This is a genomic window from Dietzia sp. Cai40, assembly GCF_014145165.1.
GTDB classification, from domain to species: Bacteria; Actinomycetota; Actinomycetes; order Mycobacteriales; family Mycobacteriaceae; genus Dietzia; species Dietzia natronolimnaea.
The window spans coordinates 1-1,258 of record NZ_JAALEB010000315.1; the positions used below are offsets into that span (position 1 = coordinate 1).

Here is a 1,258-nt window from a genome sequence, read left to right on the forward strand (position 1 = left end):
TCCACGCCCGAGGAGCCGTAGACGGTGGTCGAGGAGATCAACACGAACCGCTTGACGGTCGCGGCCCGCCCACAGGCCGCGATCACGTGCATCGAGCCCATGATGTTGGCCTCCTTGACGGCCGCACGGCCGCCCGGGGCGAAGTCGGTGTGGTGCAGTCCGGCGTGGACGACGGTGTCGATGCCGGCATCGCGCAGGATGCCCTGGAGGCGCGGCGACTGCGGGTCGAGGCGGACGAACTCGGCGTCCCTCATCCGACGGCGGTGCTGCGGCGACGGTTTGACGGAGTCGATGGCCAGGACGCGCTCGACGGATTCGGACCGGAGCAGCATCCCCACGAGGTGGGCGCCGAGGTATCGGCTCCCGCCCACGACGGCGACAGCCCGGGCGGGCCGACGGGTTGGTGCTTCGGGGTTCACCCAGACCACTGTAGCCGTGGACCCCCCCGGTCCGTCGCCCGGTCCGCGTACCCCGGACGTGCTGCTACACACACCCCGCGACACACCGATGCCCGCCACCACTTGCGGGTGACGGGCATCTGCTACGGGCGTGAGTCCGGGCGCTATCGAGGCGCCGCCGGACTCACTTACCGAGCTTGCGACGCTGCACGCGCGTCCGGCGGAGCATCTTGCGGTGCTTCTTCTTGGACATACGCTTGCGGCGCTTCTTGATCACAGAACCCATATCGGGGGTCACCTACCTGTCGACTACTGGTCTGGGGCCTTACAGCGGGCTTACTGCGTTCCGGCATCTAAGCGGGCTCGGAAGCCGGTACGGAACCCGTCCAGACTACCCGCAGGTGGGGCCGCGACGAAAACGGGCCCGGGGGCCGACCCGGAGCGGGTCAGCCGGCGGAGAAGTACGACGTGTCCAGGTACTCGTGGACCGCCTTGGAATGCACGCGGAACGACCGCCCCACCCGCACCGCGGGCAGCTCGCCCGAGTGGACGAGCCGGTAGACCGTCATCTTGGACACGCGCATGAGCGCTGCGACCTCGGCAACGGTCAGGAACTGGGAACCCCCCGCCGCCTGTGCGCCGCCTTCGGTCTTGTCGGTAGTCGCCATCTCACAACCCTTCGTGGCACGCGTCGTGCCGCAGGCTTCCCCTCCTGCGGTACGGACACGCACGTGCTGGGTATGAGCCTAGCGTGAAGGGTGTGATCAATGCGACGGGAGTGGGCAAATAACTTTGACGACACGCCGCCCGACCGCGGCCTGACCCACCCTGAACAGGGCTTGTGCTAAATGCGACGTCCC

At 68.2% G+C, this 1,258-nt stretch carries 3 protein-coding genes; all 3 read right to left on the bottom strand.

Annotated features, from left to right (window positions below; translation table 11 throughout):
• A partial coding sequence (locus G6022_RS12120; protein ID WP_347238176.1) for an NAD-dependent epimerase/dehydratase family protein occupies positions 1 to 419 on the bottom strand: 419 nt, incomplete at its 3' end.
• 163 nt (positions 420 to 582) lie between these two features.
• Positions 583 to 684, bottom strand: a complete 102-nt coding sequence (locus G6022_RS12125; protein WP_003855542.1) for an AURKAIP1/COX24 domain-containing protein — start codon at positions 682 to 684, stop codon at positions 583 to 585.
• A 160-nt stretch (positions 685 to 844) separates the two neighbouring features.
• Positions 845 to 1,066 (bottom strand): helix-turn-helix domain-containing protein, encoded by a 222-nt coding sequence (locus G6022_RS12130; RefSeq protein WP_017837771.1) that lies wholly within the window; start codon positions 1,064 to 1,066, stop codon positions 845 to 847.
• Between the last annotated feature and the right edge of the window lie 192 nt (positions 1,067 to 1,258).